This is a genomic window from Micromonospora sp. ATLC20 (assembly GCF_057196585.1).
Window position 1 is genome coordinate 1 of the sequence record NZ_JBXUOV010000278.1, and the last position, 4,912, is coordinate 4,912.

Genomic DNA, 4,912 nt, shown 5'->3' on the forward strand with positions numbered 1-4,912 from the left:
GCGGGCCGGTGCTCACCGGCCCGCCCGCCCCTCGGCGAATTGCGCCCGGGCACTCGCCCGGCGCACACTCCCCTCAGGAAGCCGCGGCGGTTCGCCGCGCCAGGGCCAGCCGGCCGCTCAACTGCAACGCCGTCACCCTTCTCGCGTCGTCACGCAGGAACCGGCCCAGGTGGGGCACCTCCTTGCTGTCGGCGCGACGCACGGCGAAATGGTCGGCCCCGCAGCCGATGAGCGTGGCCTTGAAGCCACCGGCGTCGACGATGCGCAGCCGTCCGCCCTCCTCGGCCCGCACGGTCAGCCTGGTCCTGCCGTTCACATACACGTCCTCGTACTGCTCAAGATCGGTGAAGGGGATCTCGACGTCGGCGATCGGCATCTCGGCCTCGGCGACGTCGAGGCCGAGCGCGGAGACCGCCACCGTCAGATCCGTCCACAGTGCGTCACCGCTCGTCGCGTTGGCGACGTACGCGATCACGCTGGTGGTGGCGGGGTGTACCCGGACATGGCAGACGGCGCCGTCGAGGGTGCCGTCGTGACCGATCCAGCCGTTGCGGAAGATCGCCCAGCCCGAGCCCCAGCGCTCGGCCAGCCCGAAGGGCTCCGCGGCCGGAACCGGCTCCCGGAGCAGGCTCCCGGCAGCCGGGGAGAGCAGCCCGGAACCGGCCATGGCGGGATCGACATGGAGCAACGCGAAGGTGACCAGGTCCGTCGCCGAGCCCGTCACTCCACCGGCGGGCGCCCACGTCGTCGGCAGCTCCACCGGAACGGGCCAGACCCGCTCCCCGCTGACGCCGTGCCCGCTGACCGGTCCGGGGCCCGGACCAGGCGCTGTCAGGTCGGCCAGGCCGAGTCCCAGCGGCCGGGCGAGGAAGGAGTCGAGCGCCTCCCACCACGTGTAGCCGGTCATCGCCTCCACACAGCGGCCGGCCAGGATGTACCCGGTGTTGGAGTACGAGAACCTCGTCCCCGGTTCGGCGACGAACTCCAGGTCGCGGCAGCCGGCCGCGAAACGGCGCAGCGACCGGAGCCCTCGCTCGCCCAGGTCGTGATCGGCGACCAGCCCGCCGGTGTGGCTCAGCAGGTGACGCAGTGTCAGACGTCGCCATTGCGGTGCGGTGGCCCCACGCAACTCCGGAAGGTGATCCAGGACCGGGCTGTCGAGATCGACATCTTCTTCGTCGACCATCTGGGCGATAAGTGTGGCGGTGAAGGGCTTGGTCACCGACCCGAACGGGAAAAGGCTTCGCGAGGTGACCGGCTCTCCCGTGCCGGAGTCAGCCGTTCCCGCGAACGCTTGGGTGGTTTTCCCGCCCTGATGCACCACGAGTTGGGCGCCGGGGATCCGATGAGCCGCCATCCCGGCTTCCAGCACCGCCAGCAACTCATCGGCGTTCATCGGAAGGCGCCCGTCCCGTCCGCCGCCGTCCCGGCGAAGACACCGCGGCGCAGGCGCGGCAACCAGCGCTCGCGGCCCCGCTCGTAGGAGGAAATGGTGTCCTCGTTGAGCATCGTCACATCGATGTCGTCCTGACCGTTGAGCAGCAACCGTCGTTCGCGGACGCCGATGGAGAACGGCCAGGAGCCCGCGTCCGACAGGACGGTCTGGTGCTCGACGTCGACGGTCACCTGGTACGCCGGGTCACTCTCTACCCGCTCGGCGAGCACGGCCACGGCCGCCTCCGGCAGCGCCACCGCGAGGAGCTGGTTCTTCAGGGCGTTGCGGAGGAAGATGTCACCGAAACTGGTGGCGATGACCGCGGCGATCCCCCAGTCCCGCAGAGCCCAGACCGCGTGTTCCCGGGAACTGCCGGTGCCGAAGTTGTGCCCCGCGACGAGCACCGTGGCGTCCGCCCGCTCCGGCAGGTTGAAAACGAAGCCGTCGTCCTTGCGCCAGTGCGCGAAGAGAGCGTCCTCGTAGCCGCTCTTGGTCAGCCGCTTGCAGAACTCAGCCGGGATGATCTGATCGGTGTCGACATCGCTACGGCGCAGCACGAGACCGCGGCCGGTGTGCCGTCGCACGGGGTTCATGCGACTCCTTCCGTGAGTTCGTGCGGCGCGGTCAGGCGCCCGGTGACGGCGGTGGCCGCGGCGACGGCCGGTGACACGAGATGGGTACGCGCCCCGGTCCCCTGCCGGCCTTCGTAGTTGCGGTTCGACGTGGAGGCGACCCGCTCGCCGCCCTGCAGCCGGTCGGCGTTGATGCCCATGCACATCGAGCAGCCCGACAGTCGCCACTGGGCGCCGGCCTTCTCGAACACGTCGCTGAGCCCTTCCTCCTCCGCCTGCCGGCGCACGTCCATCGACCCGGGCACGACCAGCATGGTCACCGAGTCGGCGACCCGCTTCCCGCGCAGGACGTCGGCCGCCGCCCGCAGGTCCTCGATGCGCCCGTTCGTGCAGGAGCCGAGGAAGACCGTGTCGACGGTGACGTCCCGCATGCGTACGTGCGGCACGAGCCCCATGTACTCCAGCGCCCGGACGGCCGCGGCGCGTTCCACCGCGTCCTCGAAGGTGTCCGGATCAGGCACCGCGCCGCTGAGGGGCACCGCCTGGCCCGGGTTCGTCCCCCAGGTGACGAACGGGGTCAGGCCGGTCACGTCGAGCTCGACGACCCGGTCGTAGGTGGCCCCGGGGTCGGTGCGCAGCGCCAACCACGCCGCGGTCGCCGCCTCCAGGTCCGCGCCCGTCGGCGCACCCGGCCGGCCCGCGAGGTAGTCGACCGTCGTACGGTCCGGCGCGATCAGCCCGGCCCGCGCGCCCGCCTCGATGCTCATGTTGCAGATCGTCATCCGACCCTCCATGGACAGCCGGTCGACAGCGGAGCCCTCATACTCGATGACGTGCCCGTGTGCCCCGTTGGCGCCGATCTCGGCGATCAGCGCGAGGATCAGGTCCTTCGGAGTGACGTCGGGCGGCGTCTCACCGACGAAACGGACGAGCAGGGTGCGGGGACGGGCCAGCGCGAGGGTCTGCGTCGCCAGCACGTGCTCCACGTCGCTGGTGCCGACACCGAACGCGAGAGCGCCGAAGGCTCCATGGGTGGAGGTGTGGCTGTCGCCGCAGACGATGGTCATGCCCGGCTGTACGACTCCCAGCTCGGGTGCCACGACGTGCACGATGCCCTGCCGTGCGTCCCCGAGACGGAACTGCTCGATCCCGTACAGCGCGCAGTTCTCCCGCAGCCGCTGCACCTGCGCCAGACCCATGGCATCCTTGATCATCAAGGTATTGGTCGGGACGTTGTGATCCTCGACAGCGAGCGTGAGGTCTGGCCGGCGTACCCGCCTCCCGGCCAGCGCGAGGCCGTCGAACGCCTGCGGCGAACTCGCTTCGTGCACGAGGTGCAGGTCGATGTAGAGGAGGTCGGGCTCGCCGGGCTCACGCACGACGGTATGCCGGTCCCAGATCTTCTCGACCAGTGTCCGTGGCGTGGTCGTCAACTGGTCACCTCGACGGCACCCGGTTCCCTGGCGACGACCGACTCCTGGAGGATCAGCGCCTTGAGGCCGTCGAGGGTCAAGGTCTGCCCGCCCGTACGGTCCGCGATCTGGTCGGCGTAGATGCGCCGCACATCCGATTCGTCAACGGGCAGCCCCAACTGCTGGAAGGCGTAGCGGACCACGTTGTGACCCGAGTGGCGCCCGACGAGCATCTCCCGTTGCCTGCCGAAGCGGTGCGGCTCGACGTACTCGTAGTTCACCGGGGTGCGCAGCATGCCCGCCTGGTGGATCCCCGCGAGGGTGGCGAAGGCGTTCTCGCCGAAGAGCGCCTTGTTGCGGGACGGCTGCAGACCGATCACACGGCTCAGCAGCTTGTAGGCGTCGTACAGGCCCTCCGTACGCAGAGTGCTCGTCGCCTGGATCTCGTCGCCCTTGTAGAGCAGGACCGCAGCCAGCTCCTCCAGGGCGGTGTTGCCGGCCCGCTCGCCGATTCCGGCCAGAGTCACCTGCACCTCGTCGGCACCCGCGGCGATGCCGGCGAGCGCATTGGCCAGGGACAGCCCCATGTCGTCGTGACAGTGCGTGGACAGCCCGATTCCCTCCGGGACCCAGCGCCGTGCCCGTCCGATGAGCGCGCCAAACTCGGACGGCACCATGCATCCGGTCGTGTCGGCGAGCACGACGGTCGTCGCACCCTCTTCGAGACCGGTCTCGATGAGCGGCTGAAGCAGGTCGTCACTTCCGCGCGTGGCGTCCTCGATGCCGAGGGAGATCTTGGTGAAGCCGAGCGTGCGGGCGAAGCGCAGGCTGTCCCGCACCTCCGCAAGGCTCTCGCCGCGGCTGATCCCGCGCTTGTGCTCCAGGTGGATATCGCTGCCGGTCACCATGACCTGAAGGTGGTGCCGGTCGGTCCCGCCGGCCTCCGCGGCGATGCTGATGTCGCTGCGCGTCGCCCGGTTCAGAGTGGAGAACTCCGCGGTGGTCAGCGCTTCCGCGATCATCGCGGTCGCCCGCTGATCGTTCATCGACGAACTCGGGAAACCGGTCTCTATGACGTTGACGCCCAACTCCTCCAGCACAAGGGCTATCTCAAGCTTCTGGTGCGGTGACATGGCGTTTCCCGGCGCCTGTTCACCGTCCCTCAGTGTGGTGTCGAAGATCTTGATCAGTCGTCGTTCGGGCACGCCGTGAACGGTCATGACCGATCGCCTCCATTCCGCGTGATCGCTGCACGCGAGCGTGAATTGGAGCTTCACCCTGGCACCGGTTTTGGACGCTCCCCAAAGCTTTTCACGTGCGCATGAAAGCCGATGACACGCCCCGCGCGGCAGAGCGGGGCCGCCCTGTGGGGGGCGGCCCCTTCTCGCCATATGTACTCATTCGCAGTGGTCGATGAGGTTTTCGAGGGTGTTCAGGTAGGTCTGGGCGAGGGTGGTGATGGTGGTGGGGTGGTGGATGTGGTGGTTGTAGGC

The 4,912-nt window shown here is 69.2% G+C and carries 4 protein-coding genes; all 4 read right to left on the minus strand.

The window, feature by feature from the left end:
* Window positions 1-73: 73 nt before the first annotated feature.
* Genes AC2CHG_RS29940 through AC2CHG_RS29955 form a run of 4 tightly spaced genes read right to left on the minus strand, consistent with a single transcriptional unit; the run spans window position 74 to window position 4,639 of the window.
* Window positions 74-1,396 carry a serine hydrolase domain-containing protein gene (locus AC2CHG_RS29940; protein ID WP_484526061.1) on the minus strand — a complete coding sequence of 441 codons (1,323 nt, stop codon included), beginning with the start codon at window positions 1,394-1,396 and terminating at the stop codon, window positions 74-76.
* Complete coding sequence (gene leuD, locus AC2CHG_RS29945) at window positions 1,393-2,028, minus strand: 3-isopropylmalate dehydratase small subunit (protein WP_484526062.1); 636 nt, start codon at window positions 2,026-2,028, stop codon at window positions 1,393-1,395. Before leuD ends, AC2CHG_RS29940 begins: the two co-directional genes overlap by 4 nt.
* Complete coding sequence (gene leuC, locus AC2CHG_RS29950) at window positions 2,025-3,440, minus strand: 3-isopropylmalate dehydratase large subunit (protein WP_484526063.1); 1,416 nt, start codon at window positions 3,438-3,440, stop codon at window positions 2,025-2,027. Before leuC ends, leuD begins: the two co-directional genes overlap by 4 nt.
* The gene (locus tag AC2CHG_RS29955; protein WP_484526064.1) at window positions 3,437-4,639 is read right to left on the minus strand and encodes a LeuA family protein; all 1,203 of its coding nucleotides are present in this window, start codon (window positions 4,637-4,639) and stop codon (window positions 3,437-3,439) included. The genes leuC and AC2CHG_RS29955 overlap by 4 nt, the downstream gene beginning before the upstream one ends.
* Window positions 4,640-4,912: the final 273 nt, after the last annotated feature.

Coding starts and splice junctions, on each gene's coding strand:
- AC2CHG_RS29955 (WP_484526064.1), bottom strand. CDS start 4,639: ATGACCGTTCACGGCGTGCCCGAACGACGACTGATCAAGATCTTCGAC.
- AC2CHG_RS29940 (WP_484526061.1), bottom strand. CDS start 1,396: ATGAACGCCGATGAGTTGCTGGCGGTGCTGGAAGCCGGGATGGCGGCT.
- leuD (WP_484526062.1), bottom strand. CDS start 2,028: ATGAACCCCGTGCGACGGCACACCGGCCGCGGTCTCGTGCTGCGCCGT.